At 55.3% G+C, this 20,270-nt stretch carries 21 protein-coding genes and 1 tRNA gene; 10 read left to right on the top strand and 12 right to left on the bottom strand.

What is annotated here, in order from left to right; genetic code table 11:
• The first annotated feature begins 11 nt into the window (after nt 1-11).
• Together QPL95_RS03510 and QPL95_RS03505 are read left to right on the top strand one after the other, a co-directional pair.
• On the top strand, nt 12-773 hold the full coding sequence (locus QPL95_RS03510; RefSeq protein ID WP_303289610.1) for an ABC transporter permease: 762 nt from the start codon (nt 12-14) through the stop codon (nt 771-773).
• Nucleotides 770-1,267, top strand: a complete 498-nt coding sequence (locus tag QPL95_RS03505) for a DUF192 domain-containing protein (RefSeq protein WP_303289609.1) — start codon at nt 770-772, stop codon at nt 1,265-1,267. Before QPL95_RS03510 ends, QPL95_RS03505 begins: the two co-directional genes overlap by 4 nt.
• On the opposite strand, the gene QPL95_RS03500 is transcribed toward QPL95_RS03505, so the two are convergent.
• Nucleotides 1,268-2,059, bottom strand: coding sequence for an enoyl-CoA hydratase (locus QPL95_RS03500; RefSeq protein WP_303289608.1), 792 nt, complete (start codon nt 2,057-2,059; stop codon nt 1,268-1,270).
• 336 nt (nt 2,060-2,395) lie between these two features.
• On the opposite strand from QPL95_RS03500, the gene QPL95_RS03495 reads away from it, so the two are divergent.
• A complete protein-coding gene (locus QPL95_RS03495) occupies nt 2,396-3,130 on the top strand; it encodes a THxN family PEP-CTERM protein (RefSeq protein ID WP_303289607.1) in 735 nt (244 codons plus the stop codon).
• A 59-nt stretch (nt 3,131-3,189) separates the two neighbouring features.
• Here QPL95_RS03495 and QPL95_RS03490 read toward each other — a convergent pair.
• Nucleotides 3,190-3,276 (bottom strand) — tRNA-Leu (locus tag QPL95_RS03490).
• A 105-nt stretch (nt 3,277-3,381) separates the two neighbouring features.
• On the bottom strand, nt 3,382-4,008 hold the full coding sequence (locus QPL95_RS03485; protein WP_303289606.1) for a class I SAM-dependent methyltransferase: 627 nt from the start codon (nt 4,006-4,008) through the stop codon (nt 3,382-3,384).
• Between the two features lie 196 nt (nt 4,009-4,204).
• Between QPL95_RS03485 and QPL95_RS03480 the strand changes: the two genes are divergently transcribed.
• Genes QPL95_RS03480 through cydC form a run of 4 tightly spaced genes read left to right on the top strand, consistent with a single transcriptional unit; the run spans nt 4,205 to nt 9,943 of the window.
• The gene (locus QPL95_RS03480; RefSeq protein WP_303289605.1) at nt 4,205-5,650 is read left to right on the top strand and encodes a cytochrome ubiquinol oxidase subunit I; all 1,446 of its coding nucleotides are present in this window, start codon (nt 4,205-4,207) and stop codon (nt 5,648-5,650) included.
• Complete coding sequence (cydB, locus tag QPL95_RS03475; RefSeq protein ID WP_303289604.1) at nt 5,650-6,651, top strand: cytochrome d ubiquinol oxidase subunit II; 1,002 nt, start codon at nt 5,650-5,652, stop codon at nt 6,649-6,651. Before QPL95_RS03480 ends, cydB begins: the two co-directional genes overlap by 1 nt.
• A complete protein-coding gene (cydD, locus tag QPL95_RS03470; RefSeq protein ID WP_303289603.1) occupies nt 6,652-8,328 on the top strand; it encodes a thiol reductant ABC exporter subunit CydD in 1,677 nt (558 codons plus the stop codon).
• Complete coding sequence (gene cydC, locus QPL95_RS03465; protein ID WP_303289602.1) at nt 8,321-9,943, top strand: thiol reductant ABC exporter subunit CydC; 1,623 nt, start codon at nt 8,321-8,323, stop codon at nt 9,941-9,943. The genes cydD and cydC overlap by 8 nt, the downstream gene beginning before the upstream one ends.
• Before the next feature lie 4 nt (nt 9,944-9,947).
• Here the strand turns inward: cydC and QPL95_RS03460 are convergent, their stop codons facing one another.
• Nucleotides 9,948-11,189 carry a trans-acting enoyl reductase family protein gene (locus tag QPL95_RS03460; protein WP_303289601.1) on the bottom strand — a complete coding sequence of 414 codons (1,242 nt, stop codon included), beginning with the start codon at nt 11,187-11,189 and terminating at the stop codon, nt 9,948-9,950.
• A 163-nt stretch (nt 11,190-11,352) separates the two neighbouring features.
• On the opposite strand from QPL95_RS03460, the gene QPL95_RS03455 reads away from it, so the two are divergent.
• Complete coding sequence (locus QPL95_RS03455; protein WP_303289600.1) at nt 11,353-11,682, top strand: hypothetical protein; 330 nt, start codon at nt 11,353-11,355, stop codon at nt 11,680-11,682.
• A 12-nt stretch (nt 11,683-11,694) separates the two neighbouring features.
• Complete coding sequence (locus QPL95_RS03450; protein WP_303289599.1) at nt 11,695-12,150, top strand: hypothetical protein; 456 nt, start codon at nt 11,695-11,697, stop codon at nt 12,148-12,150.
• A 30-nt stretch (nt 12,151-12,180) separates the two neighbouring features.
• Here QPL95_RS03450 and QPL95_RS03445 read toward each other — a convergent pair whose 3' ends face one another.
• Together QPL95_RS03445 and QPL95_RS03440 are read right to left on the bottom strand one after the other, a co-directional pair.
• Nucleotides 12,181-13,122, bottom strand: a complete 942-nt coding sequence (locus QPL95_RS03445) for an electron transfer flavoprotein subunit alpha/FixB family protein (protein WP_303289598.1) — start codon at nt 13,120-13,122, stop codon at nt 12,181-12,183.
• Nucleotides 13,123-13,872 carry an electron transfer flavoprotein subunit beta/FixA family protein gene (locus tag QPL95_RS03440; RefSeq protein ID WP_303289597.1) on the bottom strand — a complete coding sequence of 250 codons (750 nt, stop codon included), beginning with the start codon at nt 13,870-13,872 and terminating at the stop codon, nt 13,123-13,125.
• Between the two features lie 330 nt (nt 13,873-14,202).
• Between QPL95_RS03440 and QPL95_RS03435 the strand changes: the two genes are divergently transcribed.
• The gene (locus tag QPL95_RS03435; protein ID WP_303289596.1) at nt 14,203-15,855 is read left to right on the top strand and encodes an electron transfer flavoprotein-ubiquinone oxidoreductase; all 1,653 of its coding nucleotides are present in this window, start codon (nt 14,203-14,205) and stop codon (nt 15,853-15,855) included.
• Nucleotides 15,856-15,984: 129 nt separating this feature from the next.
• Here QPL95_RS03435 and QPL95_RS03430 read toward each other — a convergent pair whose 3' ends face one another.
• The 6 genes from QPL95_RS03430 to QPL95_RS03405 form a co-directional block, all read right to left on the bottom strand.
• Nucleotides 15,985-16,446 carry a peptidylprolyl isomerase gene (locus QPL95_RS03430; RefSeq protein ID WP_303289595.1) on the bottom strand — a complete coding sequence of 154 codons (462 nt, stop codon included), beginning with the start codon at nt 16,444-16,446 and terminating at the stop codon, nt 15,985-15,987.
• 201 nt (nt 16,447-16,647) lie between these two features.
• Nucleotides 16,648-17,214 (bottom strand): DUF1285 domain-containing protein, encoded by a 567-nt coding sequence (locus QPL95_RS03425; protein WP_303289594.1) that lies wholly within the window; start codon nt 17,212-17,214, stop codon nt 16,648-16,650.
• Between the two features lie 24 nt (nt 17,215-17,238).
• Entirely contained in the window at nt 17,239-18,135 is an 897-nt protein-coding gene (locus tag QPL95_RS03420) for a radical SAM protein (RefSeq protein WP_303289593.1), read from the bottom strand.
• 42 nt (nt 18,136-18,177) lie between these two features.
• Nucleotides 18,178-18,627 carry a histidine phosphatase family protein gene (locus QPL95_RS03415; protein ID WP_303289592.1) on the bottom strand — a complete coding sequence of 150 codons (450 nt, stop codon included), beginning with the start codon at nt 18,625-18,627 and terminating at the stop codon, nt 18,178-18,180.
• Nucleotides 18,628-18,654: 27 nt separating this feature from the next.
• Nucleotides 18,655-19,686 (bottom strand): NAD(P)H-dependent glycerol-3-phosphate dehydrogenase, encoded by a 1,032-nt coding sequence (locus tag QPL95_RS03410; protein ID WP_303289728.1) that lies wholly within the window; start codon nt 19,684-19,686, stop codon nt 18,655-18,657.
• An 84-nt stretch (nt 19,687-19,770) separates the two neighbouring features.
• A complete protein-coding gene (locus tag QPL95_RS03405) occupies nt 19,771-20,262 on the bottom strand; it encodes an STAS domain-containing protein (RefSeq protein WP_303289591.1) in 492 nt (163 codons plus the stop codon).
• Nucleotides 20,263-20,270: the final 8 nt, after the last annotated feature.

Here is a 20,270-nt window from a genome sequence, read left to right as displayed (position 1 = left end):
CGGAGAGAGCGATGAATCTTTATGGTGTGAAAGCAATCTACAAGTTCGAAATGGCCCGCATGAGGCGCACGCTGATGCAGAGCGTTCTGTCGCCGGTGATCTCAACATGCCTGTATTTCGTGGTGTTCGGCTCGGCTATTGGTTCCCGCATGGGTGATATTGATAACATCAGTTATGGTGCCTACATCATTCCCGGCCTGGTCATGCTGTCTTTGCTGATGCAAAGCATTTCCAACGCATCGTTTGGCATTTATATGCCAAAGTTTTCCGGAACCATTTATGAGGTGCTCTCCGCGCCCGTTTCCTATCTGGAAATTGTGCTGGGGTATGTGGGTGCGGCAGCAACCAAGTCGGTCATTCTAGGCTTGATCATTCTGGCAACCGCCCGGTTGTTTGTAGATTATTCTGTGCTTCATCCATTCTGGATGCTGGCCTTCCTGACCTTAACGGCCGTTACCTTCAGCCTGTTCGGTTTCATCATCGGAATCTGGGCGGACGGCTTTGAGAAACTTCAAATCGTCCCGATGATGATCGTTACCCCACTGGTCTTCCTTGGAGGCACCTTCTACTCCATCGAGATGCTGCCGGAAATCTGGCAAACCATCAGCCTGTTCAACCCGGTTGTTTACCTGATCAGTGGTTTTCGTTGGGCGTTTTATGGCGTATCGGATGTGCACATCGGTGTCAGCGTGGGTATGACCGTGATGTTCCTGGCGATGTGCCTGACCACGATCTGGTGGATATTCAAAACTGGATACCGGCTGCGGTCATGAAGCTGTTCCTCAAGGCCCTTATCCCGCTGTTGACCACCTTTTTGGCTGGCTGCAGCTCAGTCGATGCCGGGCAGCCGGAGCGGCTCCCGATTGTCCAGGCCTGCTTCATTACGGCCGAGACGCGGCATACCGTGGCGCTTGAGGTTGCCAGTGAAGATTCGGACCGACAGAAGGGCCTGATGGGGAGAAAGAGCCTGGGTGAGAGCGAGGGCATGGTGTTTGAATACCAGGAGCAAAGGCGCCCGAGCTATGGATTCTGGATGTTCAAAACCCTCATCCCACTCGATATTGCCTTTCTGGATAATCAGGGTGTAATCGTCAGCATACGCCAGATGCACCCGTGCGCATCCCCACGAGGTAGCGACTGTCCCAGCTATCCTGCCGGTGAATCTTTCTGGAACGCCGTAGAAATGAATGCAGGGTATTTCTCGGCCCGGGGCATCCGCACCGGAGACCGGCTGGTCTGGCCTGCCAACGGTCGTTGCCAACTCTGACTACTTATGGCGCCACTCCGGTTGGCGCTTCTCCAGGAATGCAGAAATACCCTCTTGTGCGTCCCTAGCCGCCATATTGGTTGCCATGACCTCCGCTGTATAGTCATAAGCTTCGGCAAGCGGCATTTCCAGCTGGCGATAGAAGGCCGCTTTTCCAACTTTCAAGGTGTGCCCGGACTTTCCGGCAATGGTCGCCGCCAATCCGTAAACCACCTCATCCAGCATGGCGGGATCAACCACCCGGTTCACCAGTCCGAGTTGCTCCGCTCGTGGGGCATCTATCATTTCGCCGGTTAACAGCATCTCCATCGCGTGTTTACGGGACACGTTGCGGGAGAGTGCCACCATGGGTGTCGAACAGAAGAGCCCGATATTTACGCCCGGCGTGGCAAACCGTGCACCGCTTTCGGCGACTGCCAAATCACAGCTCGCCACCAGCTGACAGCCCGCCGCCGTCGCCACTCCCGCGACACGGGCAATCACCGGTTTTGGCAGGTTAACGATTTGCTGCATTACCTTGCTGCATTGATGAAACAGCGCTCGCTGAAAATCCTGGCAATCAAACTGCTCCCTGATCTCTCGCAGGTCATGGCCCGCACAGAAGACATTGCCAGCGGCTGCCAGCACCACCACGCGCGTATCGTCGGACTGGCCCAGCTCAGTCAGTACATTAGAGAGTGCATCCAGCATGGCCATCGAAAGACTGTTCCTGCGCGCCGGCTGATTCAGAGTCACCGTCGTGACAGCGTTTTCGGTATGTACCTTGACCAATGCATCAGAAGCCGTTGTCATGAAAACTCCCCTACTTTATCCGGTGATAGAGAATCCAGTATCACCAACACTCAGCAGTGTGTCGAACCGACCTTCGGCGAATGCCCACACCTCTTTACACGCGAGGCCAATTGAGCAGTCCGAATGAGCCGACGCCCAAAACTGACGGGCTGTCTGCTTTTTTTACACATGGGCGCTAAACACCCTCGGAAACCGCCCGCACAAAATGAACTGGCCATTGTAAATCTGGCGATTTTTCACTGTAGGCACTCATGTTGCTCACACCGTTTCGTACGTCGGGAATTTCAACTCCTTGAACGTTGGTATAACCGAAAAATCCCACAGGGGGTGGATATCATGATTAAAAAAACAATATTAGCCGGTGCTGTATGTGCATTATTTTCTGCAGCTTCGGCAAACGCAGCGCTGATTCAGCTAACCAACGTAACCGGTGCCTGGACCGCAACAACGCCTGGTTCTCCAGCAGTCTCCGGCGGAGGCACCAACGAGATTCGCTGGGGCAGCCCCGCTAATCAGCAAAATCAACAAAGCGGTTATCGCTTCGATGGCGCAGCACCACCAACCGTTAACGTCAGTGAAAACGTCAATTTCAACCTGGGCACGTTCACCCATTTCAACTGGCCGATCTACGAGCCTTCGCTGACCTCGGCTCAGCTGACCGTGGACACCACCCTGCTGATTGAAGGCGTGAGTGAAACCATTTCCTCGGTTTTTGAGTTCCAGCACCTTGAATCGACGAATAACTCCAACCCATGTGCTAACGGTCAGTCGAATAACTCTGGGGTTAACGTTAATGGTTGCGCAGATCGGGTAACCTTTGCGCTGAACGTTGGCGAATCAGAGACCTTCCTGATCGATGGCGTGAACTACTATGTGGATATTTCCGGATTCTTCTACGGCGGGGTTCTCGCCAACGAGTTCTGGACCATGGAAGAGTACAACAACACCGCCAGCCTGAAAGGAATCATCACCTCACGGCCGGTCTCTGTGCCGGAGCCAACAACCCTGGCACTGCCGGGCCTTGGCCTTCCGGGATTGGGAGCAAGAAAAAGGCTGTCAAAAGCCGCTTGATCAGGCTGATTGCTGATCAAACCTGAAACCGCTTCGCGCAATCGAGGCGTTTTTTTATATGGTGCCCGGAGCCGGAATCGAACCGGCACGACCGTGAGGTCGAGAGATTTTAAGTCTCTTGTGTCTACCAATTTCACCATCCGGGCATAGGAGGGGAAAACTGAAGGCGGAATTGTATAAGGCTCGGTGGTGTAACGCAATTCCGGGATTCACGCTCGCTCGGCATTTAACCCGTTTCAGCTTCAGATGGCCTATGACTGCGGTTTTGTTGCCCTACCCTTGTAGATATAGCCCGCGATCTTGGGCGCATTGGGCATGTAGAGGTTTTCAAGCTCCTGGATCTCGAATCCCGCGTGCTCGATCAAGTCGGCAATGTGTCTGTTCAAGTGACAGCCACCAGCCAGTTTCCGCCAGCCGGGGGTAATCCGGTGTTGCCATTTACGGGTGGGGTCGTGGGGAGCTTCACCGTGTTCCAGGAACAACAGATCACCGCCGGGTTTGAGTACCCGTTTCATTTGCTGCAGCGCAGTGTGCCAGTCTGGAATCGTACACAGAGTGAAGGTCAGCAATACCGTATCGACTGAATCATCCTGCAGCGGTATTTTTTCACCGGGCAGGTCGAGCCACTCGACCCGCACGGGGGAGCGACTGAGGTTGGCCAGTGCTTTTCGGCGCATGCCCTCAGAGGGTTCGAGGCCGTAGACCATGTCAACCTGGTCACGGTTGTAGAACTGGAGATTGGTGCCGGAGCCCATCCCCACTTCGAGTACCCGGCCTTTTGCCTTGGGCACCACCTGGCTACGAAGTTTCATCACCTGGCCCATGGAACAGGCCTTGTCTATGATGTGTGGAAGTATGCGGTTCTCGTAAAAGCTCATCAGGTCAACACCGTCGTGTTAGGTTGTCGTTGTTTTATATCAAGGGTGCGACAAACTGCCCTATCGATTTCTGCTAGAATTTCAGTAGCATCATAATTAACTGCCGGTGATAACAACATAACAAAACCGACTAATGCAGCGGCTGAGCGGGTTGAAGTCCGCTTGTTATGAATTGTTCGAGTTACCGGAGGTTCCCATGGAACTAGATCCTCTCATCCTATCGCGAATCCAGTTCGCGTTTGTCGTGTCATTTCACGCCATTTTCCCGGTATTTACCATCGGGCTTGCGTCTTACATTGCGGTGCTCGAAGGCTTGGCCTTCAAAACCCGAAATCCAGTCTGGACCAAGCTGTCCGGGTTCTGGACCAAGGTTTTCGCCGTGGTGTTCGGCATGGGGGTTGTCTCCGGTATTGTGATGTCGTTTCAGTTCGGTACCAACTGGAGCAATTTCGCCCAGGCGTCTGCCAACTTTCTAGGCCCTATTCTCAGCTATGAGGTCATTACGGCCTTCTTCCTGGAAGCTGCCTTCCTTGGGGTTCTGTTATTTGGCCGGGATAAAGTACCGGCAGGTGTGCACCTGTTTGCCGCTATCATGGTCGCGACCGGTACCTTTATATCGTCTTTCTGGATTCTTTCCGCGAACAGCTGGATGCAGACCCCCGCTGGCACCGAGCTTCGTGATGGCGTATTCCATGTGGTGTCCTGGAGCGAAGCCATCTTCAATCCGTCGTTCTGGTATCGTTTTAGCCATATGGGGCTGGCGTCGTTCCTCACAGGCAGTTTTGTGGTGGCCGGGGTTAGCGCCTGGTATCTGCTCAGGGGCCGGGAAGTCGAAGCCAATCGCAAAGCGCTATCCATGTGCTTATGGCTACTGCTGTTCATTGCGCCAGCGCAAATGGTGGTGGGAGACTTCCACGGACTGAACACTCTGGAACATCAACCGATGAAGGTGGCGGCCATGGAAGGAAATTGGGAAACCTCCCGGAATGTCCCTCTGCTGCTGTTCGCCATACCCGATCAGGACAACCAGACCAATCATTTTGAGATCGGCATTCCCAGCCTGGCCAGCATGATTCTTACCCATCAATGGGACGGTGAGGTGCCGGGGCTGAACGAAGTGGCCGTGGAGGAACAGCCTCCGGTGGCGATTGTATTCTGGTCATTCCGGGTGATGGTCGGCCTGGGCGTGTTGATGATTCTCTTTGCCATTGCCGGGCTGATTTTGCGGGCCGGCGGCCGTTACTACCGTGCTCGCTGGTACTTACAGGGGTTGCGGGCAATGAGTATCGCGCCCTTCTTCGCTGTGCTAACGGGTTGGTTCGTGACCGAAGTGGGCCGTTCGCCCTGGCTGGTTTACGGCATTATGAGCCACGCTGAGTCTGTCACACCCTCTCTCACCGGCGGTATGGCGCTGTTTACGCTGATTGGTTACATCGTGGTCTACGCGGCTGTGTTCTCGGCCGGTGTCTACTACCTGATGCGGGTGCTCTATGTCGGGCTTGAAGGCGACGACGGTGACACCAAAAATCAGGCCGATCGCCCTGCCCGCCCTCTATCTGCAGCTCACGTGCCGTTTGAGATTGAGCCCGGCAAAGGTGCGGTGAATCACGTAAAACCCATGGCTGAAGGAGGGCAACTCTAATGGAACTGTTCGAGCTTGCCCTCATCTGGGCCTTTATTATCGGTTTTGGCATCATCATGTATGTGCTGATGGACGGCTTTGATCTCGGGGTAGGCATTCTGTTTCCGTTTGCGCCGTCAGAGCAGGACCGGGACACCATGATGAACTCGGTTGCGCCCGTGTGGGATGGCAACGAGACCTGGCTGGTACTGGGTGGTGCTGGCCTGCTCGCAGCGTTCCCTATGGTTTACACCATTCTTCTTCCGGCCATGTATATCGGCGTGTTTTTGCTGCTGGCAGGTCTGATTTTCCGGGGTGTTGCGTTTGAGTTCCGGTTCAAGGCTCGTACGTCACGGTATTTGTGGAACTGGTCTTTCGCCGGTGGCTCCACAGTCGCCACCTTTGCCCAGGGTGCCGTCGCCGGCGCCTATATTCAGGGTTTCAATACGGTCGATGGCGTCTATGTTGGCGGCGCGCTGGACTGGCTGACACCGTTCACTGTGCTGACCGGGCTGGGTACCCTTGCCGGCTATGCGCTGTTGGGCTCTACCTGGCTGATCATGAAAACCGAAGGCCATCTGCAGGACTGGGCGTACCGGATTACCACTCCGTTGCTGGCTGCGGTGCTGGTGATCTTTGGCATCATCAGTGTTTGGACACCGTTTGTGGATGAAATGGTTCGCGAGCGCTGGTTCTCGAACCTCGGCATCATCTGGGTGTTACCTGCGCTGACACTGCTATGCGCATTCCAGATCTGGCGCTCGGTGCGCAACCGGTTTGAAGGTATGCCGTTTGTGGCCACCATGGGCCTGTTTATTACCACCTACCTTGGCCTGGTGGTGAGCCGGTGGCCTTACATGGTTCCGCCAAACTACACCTTGTGGGATGCCGCGTCCGCTTACGAATCCCAGTTGTTCCTTTTGCTCGGATTACTGTTCGTGATTCCGATTGTGCTGGTGTATACCGCTTGGACCTACTGGGTTTTCCGCGGCAAGGTTCGGGCTGGCGAAGGCTATCACTGAGTGAACAGCCCGGCTCAGGACGATGTCAGGCACTGGCTTTCCGATCTAGGCCAGACAAGCCGTCGCTGGATTCAGGCAACGGTGCTGGCCGGCGTGCTGGCCGGGCTGGCAACCATTGCCCAGATGGCGCTCCTGGCCTGGCTGGTGTTCCAGGGCATCGTTGAAAAGGCAACGGTATCCAGCCTGACCCCGGCTTTTTTCGGATTGCTGGGGGCGCTTGTGGTTCGGGCCGTTGGCCAGGGCTTGCAGGCGCGCTTTGCGGCCCGTTGCAGCGAACAGGTTCGGCGGCACGCCCGCCGGCAGCTTCATGCTCACTGGCAAGCGCTGGGGCCGGTTGCGTTGTCCGATACCTCTGCCGGGGCTCTCGCCCGGGAGTGGCTGGATCATGTAGAGGCACTGCATGGTTACTTCGCCCGTTTTCTGCCGCAAATGACACTCGCCACCCTCATACCCCTGGCCATTCTGATGCTGGTGTTCTGGCTCGATTGGCTGGCCGGCGTTTTTCTGTTGTTGTCAGCGCCGCTGATCCCGCTGTTTATGGCGTTGGTCGGAATGGGGGCTGAGAAGGTGAACCAGCAGCATTTTGAAATCATCAGCCGGCTGTCTGGCCAGTTTCTCGACAAAATCCGTGGGCTGACAACGCTCCAGTTGTTTGGCCAGACAAAACAAGCCAGTGAACTACTCTACGAGCGCTCAGACCAGTACCGTCGCATCACCATGAAAACCCTGAAAGTGGCGTTTCTTTCGTCGGCTGTGCTGGAGTTTTTTGCATCAGTGGCCATTGCGGTCATTGCGATCTACATCGGGTTTGGGCTGCTCGGATACATTACCTTTGGCCCGAGTTCCGAGCTTACTCTATTCTCCGGCCTGCTGATTCTTCTGTTGGCCCCGGAGTTCTTTCAACCGTTACGCACGCTTTCCCAGCATTATCACGACAGAGCAGCGGCACTGGGCGCGGGCGCTGAGATTTTGGCCCGGCTGAATCAACCGATTCCCGGATGTTCCGGAACGCCACCCACCACCCTACCCGATAACTCGGAAACACTGCGTGTCGACGATGTCAGCCTGAACTACACCAATGGGGCTGCCGTTTTCGATCACCTGTCTGTCACCTTCAAAAGAGGCGAAACCGTCGCATTAACCGGCCCCTCCGGAGGCGGGAAATCCTCTTTACTGCATCTTCTGGCCGGATTTATACGGCCAGAAGACGGTGCCGTTTCCGTTTTCGGGCAAGCACCAGGAACCGATGCTTTTGGGTGGTTGGGCCAAAAGGGTTTCTGGATTCAGGGCTCCTGGGCGGACAACTTGCGTTTAACTTGCCCCGGGGCATCCGACGTAGCCATCGAAGCAGCGCTTCGTCAGGTAGGCCTGGCCGATTTGCTGGACAGCCGGGACCAGGGCATCAGTAGCCCCATCGGTGAGGATGGCCAGGGGTTGTCCGGGGGACAGGCCCGCCGGCTCAGCCTGGCCAGAATATTCCTGGCCGATCACGATCTGGTTCTGCTGGATGAACCCACCGCAGGGCTCGATGCCACCAGTGAAATCTGTGTTCTCGAAGCACTTCACAAACTGGCCAAAGCGGGCAAGACCCTGATTTTTTCGACCCACCACCAGGCGCTCCTGGCCCTTGCAGACCGGATCGTCGTCGTCAATGACGGGGAGGTTCGGGATGCGTGAATTGATACCCTGGCTCAGGCTGATACTTCAGCGACGTGGCCGGCTGGTGGTCGGCGCTGCGCTCTTGTTCGCAACCCTGACTTCCGGCATTGCCCTGTTGGCCCTGTCCGGCTGGTTTCTCACCGAGACGGCTCTGGTTGGGCTGCTGTTCGCGGCGGGGGTACAGGCCTATATCAACCTGTACGTTCCCGGCAGCGGCATTCGATTTTTCGCGGTTTCCCGAACCGTTTCCCGTTACCTGGAACGGCTCTACAACCACAACACGGTTTTGCGTTTGCTGACCGACATCCGTGTTGCCCTGTTTAACAGCATGGCCCGGGCCGGTCATCGGGAGCGGGGCCAAAACACCGGGGCCCACTGGCTGTCCCGCCTCACTGCAGATGTAGACGCTCTGGATACGGTGTACCTGCGGGTCATCGCTCCGGCGACCCTGGCGGCTTTCGTGACCTTGCTGGTGGTCTCGTTGGCATGGGTAATTTTCAATGGCCTGGTTGCGTTGATGCTGCTTTCCGTTCTGTCCCTCGCTTTTTTCACCGCAACCTTGAGCGTGTATCGCCGCACAAGATCCCTCTCAGGACAATTGAGTGACCGCCAGGAGCGCCTGCGCAGTGAGGTGATTGAACACCTGGAGGGGTTTGCCGAATTGACTGCAGCAGGCCGGACCGGCAAGCATTCTGGTCGGCTCATGCGCCATTCACTGGCACTTTCTCACCAGCAGGCGATGATCGATGGTCAGGTTGGCTGGCATGGGGCGGCGGTTCAGTTTTTGATCAATCTATCCGCGGTGATTGCGCTTTGGGTTGGTTTTGACCTGTTTCAGCAAGATAGGGTTTCGGGCCCGGTTCTGGTGTTGCTACCCATTGTGTTGCTGGGCCTGGGCGAAGCCTACACCATGCTGCCGGAAGCCTTCGGCAAACTGGGCGGAACCATCTCAGCGGCGCGGCGCCTGAATGAAGACATTGTGCCGGCGCCCGAGCACCCTTCCGTCGCCCATCCGGCCCTTCACCCGGAAGATAAAAATCAACCTCTGGTCGCCACGGATATCTCAGTGGGCTATCCGGGTTACGCCCCCGTTCTTACCCACTTCTCGATGCGTATCCAGGCGGGAGAGCGGTTGGGGATTGTCGGCGTATCGGGCTGCGGTAAGTCTTCACTGGCCGACACGTTTGCGGGTGTTATCTCGCCGCTGGCTGGCACCCTGACCACCCTGCCCTGTGCCTACCTCACTCAGGCAACCGTTCTGTTCGAGGATAGTGTTAAGGCCAATCTGTTGCTGGGCAACCCCAACGCAACTGACGCAGAATTGTGGCGTGTACTGGAACTGGTCGACCTGGCCAAAAGGTTTGCACATGAAGAGGACGGGCTGGATACCTGGCTGGGTAACGGTGGTAGTCGATTGTCCGGCGGTGAAGGCCGCCGCCTTGTATTGGCGAGAGTGTTACTCAGCAAGGCACACCTGGTGATTCTCGATGAACCTTTCACCGGGGTCGATTCCGTAACCCGAAATCACATTGTGCCCCAGATTGACCGATGGCTTGAAAGCCGAGCCGTAATCAGTCTCGGGCATGGGCCGGAGGCATTACTGCCCTCCGGCCGTACACTTCACCTGAGCTAACAGCTCAGCGAGTTTCCAACACTTCGAAGGTCAATCCCGCTTTGGTGGTCAGGCGCTCCAGCAGTTTTCCGTCAAGTGCTGATGCCGGTGTCCAGAAGCCGCCGGCCACATCGCTTTTGATATCGAACGCCAGACACATGCCCGCCTCGCCCAGCATCTTGCCGGTTGAACCGTAACCCGGGTCCCGGTCGCCAGTCACTTTGGTTATCAGGGTTTTGCCATCTTGAGTACGGCCCACAAATCGCAGGTCGTAAAAGCCCTTCTCCTGGTCTTCCGGGCTCGGGCCTTCCCCCGGCTTTGGCACCAGCTTTTCGACCACCCAGCGCGTTGGCTTGATCGCGGAAGCCGTAAAGAAAGCCCCCAGAGCGGCGACAATGCCATAGGCGGTCAGCCGGCCTTTGGTGCCCTGTCCGGTCATCATTGCTTCGTCGTAAGTGAATTCTTTACCGTAACGTGCATTCTGCATGGCGTTGGAGCGATGCACTACCCGGGTGTTGATAGCCCCCATGACGAACGGCGCAAGCCAGACGTTAAAGTCTTTGTCGAATTCCGCCGACTTGAGGCTGGGCTGTCTTGCCTGTGAGCGGTGTTCCGGCGGGCAAATCGAGAACGGGTTTGCCAACTCTTTACGAAGCTTGGGGTCGGCCCCTGCTTCTTTGGCAACGTTGATCATGGAGGCAACGGTGCCACCGGATAGCCCACCTTTGGCAACCTTTACTCGCATGCGAACGTCCTGGCAGGGTTGGCCGAACAGCTCCCCGGCTTTTTCCTGCAGGAACCAAACGCCCATATCCGACGGGATTGAATCAAACCCGCAGCAATGCACGATTCGGGCGCCGCTGGCTTTCGCCTGATCCTCATACCGCTCGATCATTCTGCGAATCCATTGAACTTCTCCGGTCAAATCGCAGTAATCCGTACCGGTGGAAACACAGGCCTTGATCAATGGCTCGCCAAACAGCGCGTACGGCCCAACGGTTGAGATAACCACTCTGGTTTGCCGGCACATGGCTGCCAGTGCCGTTTCATCGCTGGCATCCGCGAGAATCACCGGTAACTGAGCTGCCGCGTCGCCCAGCCCGGATTTAAGGCTGTCCAGTTTGCTCTTCGAACGCCCGGCAATTGCCCACTTTACTTCTGCTCCGGCACCATAGGTGGTCAAAAGATAGCGGGTAAGAATCTGGCCAACAAAGCTGGTGGCACCGAATACGATCAGGTCGTAATCTGGCTGTGTGGAGTCGGTCATCGGTTGTCCTTATTCAAACAGGTGTTGGGTTACGATGGTAACAGGTTTAAGCAAAGGTGCTACTTTCACCGTTGCACTCGAAGCAACGTCCTTCCGGCCAATCGTTTGTCCTGCCAAGTGGGGCACACTTCCGGTCTATTTCAAGACTCCCTGGAGGTATTCAGTGATTGCACTTCTGACCATCACAAGCGTCATCCTGGTGATTTGCAGTGCCTTGCTGATTTGGCAATTGCTGGAACAGCGTAAAATAATCCATGAAATGCTTGAAAGCGAAGATATCGCCGAAAACCACCCGGAGCCTGAGCTGGTCATCACGCTGAGGGTTCTCGACCCGATAGCACTCGCAAAGCGCGAATCACGTGCCGGGCGCATTCTGGCAGACCGCCTGCCGGTAATGACCCGAAAAATGGTCTATCAGGAAGTCATCAAAGAGCTCGAAAATGAGATGGAAGAGCGTGATATTGACGTGGAACTGCACATTGAATACCGCTGAGGGTCGTGAACCATGATTATCCAGGTGTTGATTACACTCTGCCTCGCTGGTGCCGGCGCTATGCTGTTTGCAGGCTTCAGGATTTCCGGCGCGTGCCGAAGGGATTTACGCATACTCAATATACATAGGGTCAATGCATTCAGTGCCATTCAGCAAAGCCGGATGGAGCTGCTTGAAGTCCGTAATCGAGCCAAACTTCTCGAGGATACGGTTTCCGGGGGCGCAACTGCGGTGGAAAAAGTACATAAGGCCATCGCTAACACCACCTTTGGCCTGATTGACATGTTTTCCCGAGACGAAGAATTCAAAGACGGCGCCCGTAAGGCCCGGCAAACCCACAACGAAACCAGCGAACAAGTCTACAAAGCCGTCAGAACCACCAACCGTGCCCTGCACATACTGGCGGACAGCCTACTGATCGTAAAAGCGGAAAAGCGCATTGTTTCAAAAACAAAAAAGGCACCCTAAGGTGCCTTTTTTGATTAAGAGATCAGAAAGTTACAGAACTTTCTTCAACTCTTCTTCCAGCTGCGGCACTGCTTCAAACAGGTCCGCAACCAGGCCATAGTCAGCCACCTGGAAGATCGGTGCTTCTTCGTCCTTGTTGATCGCAACGATCACCTTGGAGTCAGACATACCGGCCAGGTGCTGGATGGCACCGGAAATACCCACGGCAACGTACAGTTGCGGAGCAACGATCTTACCGGTTTGACCAACCTGCATGTCGTTTGGCACGAAGCCAGCGTCAACCGCGGCACGGGATGCACCAACCGCTGCGCCCATCAGATCAGCAACCTGCTCCAGCATTTTGAAGTTGTCGCCGTTCTGCATGCCACGACCACCGGAGATCACGATACCAGCAGAAGCCAGGTCCGGACGATCAGACTTGGCCTTCTCTTCGCCTACGAAAGAAGACAGGCCTGCATCTTTTACAACGTCCAGCTGTTCAACAGAAGCTGAACCACCTTCGGCGGCAACCGGATCAAAACCAGTCGGGCGTACGGTGATTACCTTGATGCTATCGCTGGCTTTAACTGTAGCGATGGCGTTACCGGCATAGATCGGACGCACAAAGGTGTCGGCAGATTCAACGCGGATGATGTCAGATACCTGAGCAACGTCGAGCAGCGCAGCAACGCGCGGCATGAAGTCTTTGCCCGTGGTGCCGGCAGAGGTCAGGATGTGGCTGTAGTTTTTGCCTACTTCAGCAACCAGCTCACCCAGGTTTTCAGCCAGGAAGTGACCGTAGGCAGCGTTATCCGCAACCAGAACTTTGTTGACGCCTTCTGCTTTAGCAGCGGCTTCAGCGATGGCGCCTACGTTTTCACCAGCAACCAGCACGTCGATGTCGCCACCGATGGCCTTGGCTGCCGCTACAACGTTCAGAGTAGCCTGCTTCAGGCTGCTGTTGTCGTGTTCAGCAATTACCAGGATGCTCATTTAGATCACCTTCGCTTCGTTCTTCAGTTTATCCACCAGCTCAGCAACGTCAGCCACCTTGATACCAGCCTGGCGTGAAGCTGGAGCTTCTACTTTCAGGGTGGACAGGCGCGGGGCGATTTCAACACCCAGATCGGCAGGGCTCATGGCGTCCAGCGGCTTCTTCTTGGCCTTCATGATGTTCGGCAGAGAAGCGTAGCGCGGCTCGTTCAGGCGCAGGTCAGTGGTAACAACCGCAGGCAGGTTCAGAGCAACGGTCATCAGGCCGCCGTCTACTTCGCGGGTTACGTTAACTTTGTCACCCTCAACAACCACTTCAGAGGCGAAAGTGCCCTGACCCATTCCGGTCAGCGCAGCCAGCATCTGGCCAGTCTGGTTGTTGTCGGAATCGATGGACTGCTTGCCAAGAATAACCAGCTTGGGCTCCTCTTTCTCAACAACAGCCTTCAGCAGCTTGGCCGCTTCGAGGGACTGAACTTCTTCGTCAGTCTCGATGTGGATACCACGGTCAGCACCCAGTGCCAGAGCAGTACGGATTTGCTCCTGAGCAGCCTTCGGGCCAATGGATACAACAACGATTTCACTGGCAACACCCTTCTCTTTCAGACGAACCGCTTCTTCAACAGCGATTTCGCAGAATGGGTTCATTGCCATCTTGACGTTGGCGAGGTCAACACCGGTGTTGTCCGGCTTGACGCGCACCTTTACGTTGTAGTCGATAACTCGTTTTACAGCGACCAGAACCTTCATAGATTCCTCGTTCTTCTACGATGGGTTTAATGACTCGCAATCCTTGACGGAGAGCCTGCTGAGATAGTGCGCAACAATACTGCAGGCTATGGTCAAAAGGGTCAATAGTCCCATTCGACGCGTCAGGACTGCCTTCGCAGCCAATAGACCGGGTTGACCCGGCAAGGCAATGAGACGATACTAAAAATCGACTCAAAACACACGATATTTCGGTGTATACGTACAATGCCAAAGGTCAGCGCAAATTTCAAACAAACGTTTGTTTGATTTCTCAAATGCGTTATCCTTCGGTTAAACAACATTCATTAAAAGCTGTTTGAGGAGACCAACGTGGAACGCGAATCGATGGAATTTGATGTTCTGATCGTCGGCGGCGGCCCAGCGGGCCTGTCGGCAGCCTGCCGCGTCATGCAACTGGCGCAGGAAGCTGGTGAAGAACTGACTGTTTGTGTAGTTGAAAAAGGCTCCGAGGTTGGCGCTCATATCCTAGCTGGCACCGTGTTCGAGCCTACAGCACTGAATGAACTCTTCCCTGACTGGAAAGAGAAGGGTGCGCCCCTTAATACTCCGGTTACCCGTGATGACATTTTCCTGCTCAAGAATCAGGAAAAAGCCACGAAAATCCCCAATGCCTTTGTGCCCAAGAACATGCACAACCATGGCAACTACATCATCAGTCTTGGCAACCTGTGCCGCTGGTTGGCTGAACAGGCCGAGCAGTTGGGTGTCGAGGTTTACCCGGGCTTTGCTGCTTCTGAAACCATCGTTGAAGATGGCCAGGTAAAAGGCATCATCACCGGCGACATGGGCGTGGCCCGTGACGGTTCCGAGAAAGACGGCTACATGCCGGGCATGGAACTGCGCGCCAAGTACACCCTGTTCACTGAAGGCTGTCGTGGTCACCTGGGCAAGCGCCTGATCAACGACTTCAAGCTGGATGAAGGCAAAGACCCACAACACTACGGTATCGGTATCAAGGAACTGTGGGACATCGATCCGGCCAAGCATGAACCTGGTCTGGTTGTTCACACCACAGGCTGGCCGTTGAATGAATCCGGCTCTACCGGCGGTTCTTTCCTGTATCACCTGGAAGGTGGCCAGGTGTACGTGGGGCTGATCACGGATCTGTCCTACAGCAACCCGCACCTGAGCCCGTTCGAAGAGTTCCAGCGCCTCAAGCACCACCCGGAAGTTAAAAAATACCTGGAAGGTGGCAAGCGCGTAGCTTACGGTGCCCGCGCCATCACCAAGGGTGGTTACAACACCCTGCCGAAAATGAGCTTCCCCGGCGGCCTGCTGCTGGGTTGTGATGCCGGCACCCTGAACAGCTCCAAGATCAAGGGCTCCCATACTGCCATGAAGTCAGGCTTGCTGGGCGCCGAAGCGGTTTTTGATGCGCTCAAGGAAGGCAAGACCGGCGAAGAAATCACCAGCTTCGCACAGCGTTTTGAAGACAGCTGGCTTTACAAAGAGCTGTATGCTGAGCGTAACTTTGGCCCGGCGATGCACAAGTTTGGCAACTTTGTCGGCGGTGCGATTGCGTTCTTCGAGCAGAACATTCTGCGCGGCAGCCTGCCCTTCACCTTCCATGACACTACGCCTGACTATGCCACCATGAAGAAGGCGGATGAGTGCAAGAAAATCAGCTATCCCAAGCCGGATAACAAGCTGACATTTGACCGCCTGTCCTCGGTGTTTATCTCAAACACCAACCACGAGGAAGATCAGCCGGTTCACTTGAAACTGACGGATCCGGACATTCCGCTGAATGAAAACCTGCCCAAGTACAACGAGCCCGCCCAGCGTTACTGCCCGGCCGGCGTGTACGAAGTGATTGAAGCGGAAGACGGCAGTGGTAAGAAGTTCCAGATCAATGCCCAGAACTGTGTGCACTGCAAGACCTGTGACATCAAGGACCCTTCGCAGAACATTACCTGGGTAACACCGGAAGGTGGCGGCGGTCCGAACTACCCGAACATGTAATTGGGACGCGCGAACGAAAAAGGCCAGATTTCGATCTGGCCTTTTTTATGGCTACGACGGTCGGCTTTTTGCGGGCATAAAAAAACGGCCCCCGCAGGAGCCGTTTTTTAATCAACCTTTCGGAAGAGATCAGTGCACGTGGCCGTGCTCTTGCTCTTCGTCGGTCGCTTCGCGAGCTTCTACCACTTCTACGTCGAAGTGCAGAGTCTGACCCGCCAGCGGGTGGTTGGCATCGATGGTGACAGTCTCGTCACTGACTTCAACCACACGAACAACCTGAGGGCCGCCCGGAGTCTGCGCCTGGAACTGCATGCCTGGCTCGATGGTGTCTACGCCTTCGAAGGCAGAACGCGGAACCGGCTGAATCAGCTCTTCGTTCACTTCGCCGTAGCCTTCGGCTGGAGCAACAGATACCTTCACCTGATCGCCTGCGTTTTTTTCGTTCAGCGCGCTTTCCAGTCCGCCGATGATGTTCTGAGCACCTTCCAGATACGCCAGAGGCTCACGGCCTTCTACACGGGAGGAATCGAGTTGCTCTCCCTGGTCGTTGGTGAGCGTGTAATGGATGGTGACAACACGAGGTTGGGCCATGTGATCTCCTTGCGTGTCGCAATGACTGTGTATTTAGGATGTAGGCAATCGAAAGTGATCGTGAACAGCCAGACTGCACAGAGGAACTAACGACCACCGGGCCTCGTTAGAGAGCCAGGCTCGGTAACAAGAAAGAAAGCACAGTTTAACAAGTGACAGACTGCGTTTTCTACCTTCTTTGTGGGGGCGGGGTGGCGGTTTTCAACCACCCTCCCCGATTTTCCAGAATTTTCCGTGACTAAACACGCCCAGCTGCTGATCGCCTGCGATCATACGCGCCTCTGCAAGCTCAGCAAGATCATAAAATGCACTGGTGACCAATCGGGCCTCGACACCATGGCGCACCCATACCACTGGCCGGGGCTCTTCGCTGTTTGGATAGTTGCCGACCGTCAGGGGGTGTTGGTCGCTGATATCGAGCGTTTCACCCATATTCGTCGTGATCGAGAGCGTCCGGTTTTCGCCTTCGCCTTCCACCGCCAGGGAATGCGCGAGTATGGGCGTATCCTCAACCTGTACCCGCCACTTTTCGACTGGCGTAACCAGGTAATAGTGCCCGTCTTCCTCTCTGCGCAGAATTGTAGAGAACAACTTAACGGTCGCCTCCCGGGCGATTGGCTCGCCCTGATAAATCCACCGACCATCCCGTGTAATCACCAGGTCCATGTCGCCGGACAGTTCCGGGGCCCATTGATCAATTGGCGGTAGTGGTCTGTTACCGGTACTTTGCGCAACGGCTTTTTCGATATCGTCTGGCTTTCCGCTCACCGTTCACCTCCTGATCGATCCGGATTAAAGGCCACGCATCCACTCAGCGCGCAAAGGCACCGCATCCGGCTGTGTGATGGCCAGACTGACCTGATCCAGCAGTTGCTGCTTGTCTTTGCCAAGAACGCCTTTCAGGACCAGGTAATTCGAGGCGTGATCGCTGCGAAAAATCGTGTTATCCAGCTCAAGATGTTCGAGAAACACACGAATCTCCTCAAGCAGACTCTGCTGGCTGAGAGGCACGAAGTCCTCACCAAAACCTTCCCGAAAGCGCTCTTCACCCTGGGGAAAGCTCACCACCAGGGTCGACAGATAGTCCGGCTGTGTTTCATTGCACAGGGTGGCCGTATTGATGGCGTGTTGCCGAGACAAGCTTTCACCACCCAGTCCATTCAGCACCATCACAGAGCTCGTCAGGCCAGCCTGTTTGATTTTGTTGAGGGCCGACCGGGTGGTCTCCCAGGTCTCACCTTTGTTGACCCGGCGAAGAACTTCGTCGTCACCCGATTCCATCCCGACATAAAGTATGCCCAGGCCCGCATCTTTCAGTTCCGACAGCTCCTGCACCGACTTTTTGGCAAGGTTTCGTGGCAAGCAATAACTGGATACCCGCTCGAGCCCCGGGAAACCTTGTTTCAGATCCCCCAGAATCTCTAGCAACCGGCGGGTCGGCAGTACCATCGCATCGCCATCCGCCAGGAACACCCGCGGTACCGTACCAAAGGCTTTGGCGGCCTTTTCAATGTCGGCTCTGACGTCGTCTGGCTTTCGTGCGCGGAACTTTTTCTGAGGCTGGGTGTACATTTCGCAGAACGTACATTTATTCCAGGAACATCCGTTAGTGACCGGCAAAATAAGGGATTTTGCCTCACTGGGCGGCCGGAACACGGGTTCAACATAGTCAATGGGAAAGCTGTACATAGAGGCTCAGAACCAGTTGCAGTATTGGATACAGGTGGTTAATCAGGGCAGAAACTGGGCTTTCAAGTCCGCACACCCCGGGCCAACCACCGGCATATCCAGCAGCACGGCCTGGGAGGTCATGAACGGAATGCCTTTGCGATGGCCATCAACCAGCAGTGTTGAAAGGCTGCCTACCAGCGGCATGTGAGACACCAGCATCAACGGCGATTCGTGGTTTTCCAGCAGGGCATCAAGGCATCGGCCCGGGTCGTCATCCGGCGTGATAAACAGCTTCTCTTCCACGGGACAATTCAGAACCTCCGAGACAATGGCGGCCGTTTGCCTTGCGCGGGTCAACGGGCTGCACCAGATGAGCCTCGGCCGCCACGGTGATTCCGCAATCTGTGCCGCCACGGAGGCTACGCCTTCCCGGCCAGCTTCGGTCAGCTCTCTGTCCTGGTCCAGGGTGTGCCATCCCGCTTCTCCGTGGCGCATGATGATCAAGTGCATAACACTCCCCTCTCTCAGGTCAACTCACTACTGGGTAATGGTGCGCGGCAAGATAAACTCGACGTCTGAATTCTGAACCGCCATCATCAGGCTGTTAATCACTGCACTTATTGATGCGTTTTCGTAAAGAATTTCGTACAACCCGCGCACCAGGGGCATGTAGATGCCTATTGAATCAGACTTTTCGCGCACCAGTTTCAGCGTATAGATACCCTCGGCTACCTGGCCAAGCTCCTGTGCGGCTTCATCCAGCTTTTTACCTTTACCGACCGCGTAACCAACGCGGAAGTTACGGCTCTTGTTGGAGGTGCACGTTGCAATTAGGTCGCCCACGCCCGCCAGCCCCATAAACGTCATCGGGTTAGCACCAAGACTGACGGCAAACCGGCTCATTTCTGCCAATCCGCGAGTAATCAGCATGGCTTTAGCGTTTTCGCCCAACTCCAGAGCCGAGGCAAGGCCCGCCACTATGGCGTAGATGTTTTTCAAGGCTCCGGCGAGCTCCACGCCATAAACATCAACGTTGGCATAAACCCGGAAATACTCGCAGCCCAGCAGATCCTGAACCGCACGGCGAACCTCGGGGTCTTTCGCTGCGATTACGGTGGCAGTGAGTTCCCGATTAACAATTTCTCCGGCCAGATTGGGGCCGCTGAGCACACCGGAACGGCAACGGGGTATTTCTTCCAGCAGGATCTCACTCATCAGCTTGAAGCCGTGCTCTTCAATGCCTTTAGTCAGGCTGACAACAATCTGACCTTCCCGGAACGCATGGCTGTTATCCCGGATAACCGAACGAAAGGCTTTTGATGGAATGGCAACGAAAACCACATCCGATTTGCTGACCGCTCCGGCAAGATCGGTTGTTGGCTGGATATCACCTTCCAGAACGATTCCCGGCATGTAGCGGGCATTGATACGAGTGGAACGGATTTCATCGGCCTGTTGCTCGTCGCGCATCCAAAAATGCACGGTATGGCCGTTTTCACCCAGCACTTTGGCCATTGCGGTCCCAAAACTACCGCCGCCGAGCACTGTTACGTTCTGTGAAGTCGCCATATCTTTCATGGGCGTTGCGTTATCAGGCATATCCCTTCCGTTTGTTGATGTCGGACAAGACCCCGCAGCGGCAGATGACCGGGCTCAGCCCGGCTCCTCGCACTCCAGGGCACGCACCAGATTCTTGAATTCCTCCCGGTTTTTACTGTTCATTCCCATGAGTACCTTATGGGCGTCCAGCACTTTATCGCGAACCTGCTGCTCGCTGGCCTTGAGCACGGGAATTTCTTCAAGTTCTTCAATTCGGGAGGCAGGCTCGCGGACAATAATAAATATTTTGTCAAAGCCCATAGAGGAAATTATGCGGGTTATATCGGGGTTTGTGGAAATAAGGGTTGGCAGAAACTGACTCTGTTTAAACGCTGCCATTGCGATCTTGGCAAGCAGCCCCAGGGTAGTGCTATCGACAATTTCCGTTTCGGTCAGATCAATAACCACGGTTTTGAACTCAGGGTCCCGTGTTATGGATTCAACCAGATTGTCCAGCGTCGAACACAGGTTCAGCCGGATTTCTCCAATAAACTTCAGGACGTAAATTCCCTGCTTGTCTGCCTGCAGGATCTTATAACCAGCCATTTTCACAC

This window comes from Marinobacter sp. SS5-14b, from assembly GCF_030541005.1.
Classification (GTDB): domain Bacteria; phylum Pseudomonadota; class Gammaproteobacteria; order Pseudomonadales; family Oleiphilaceae; genus Marinobacter.
Note: the sequence above shows the minus strand (reverse complement) of the source record. Positions and strands in the feature narration are given on the sequence as shown.